General features: G+C 39.4%; 1 protein-coding gene. It reads left to right on the forward strand.

The window, feature by feature from the left end; translation table 11 throughout:
- Positions 1-449 (forward strand): carbonic anhydrase (locus tag ACFIO5_RS13325; RefSeq protein WP_375705673.1); only part of this gene is annotated, 449 nt, incomplete at its 5' end.
- Between the last annotated feature and the right edge of the window lie 107 nt (positions 450-556).

Consider the following 556-nt stretch of genomic DNA (forward strand, 5'->3'; position numbering starts at 1 on the left):
ATTTGGTTCCTCCTTTTTCTCCTGATAATCAGTATCATGCAACATCAGCAGCGATTGAATATGCTGTCCAATTGCTTGAGGTGAAGCATATTGTTGTTTTTGGTCATGCCCATTGTGGGGGGGTGAACACTGCTCTTGAGGGGACGTGCAAGTCTTTATCCGCAAATGATTTTATTGGTCAATGGATAAGTCTTTTGATACCAGCAGCACAAACAATTATTGAAAACAAGTCGTTGACCCCTTCAGATCAGCAGACCGCATTAGAGAAACTTTCTATTCGTCATTCGTTGAAAAATTTAGAAACATTTCCCTGGATAAAGTCGCGTAAAGATCAGGGTATTTTGACGTTGCACGGGGTTTGGTTTGATATCTCAAGTGGTGAATTATGGAGTATGGAACAGGAAACAGGTCATTTTATGCGTGTTGAGGTGGGGAATTTTGAGGAATAATGTCTGCTACCTTTTTGCTTCGTATAAAAGGTATAGTATGATAAATCTTGACAAAGTGTGGGTTTTATTGTTTGAAAGGGCAAGCTTTCAGTGACAAAATTAACTTG

The sequence above is a fragment of the Bartonella sp. AA86SXKL genome, from assembly GCF_042196885.1.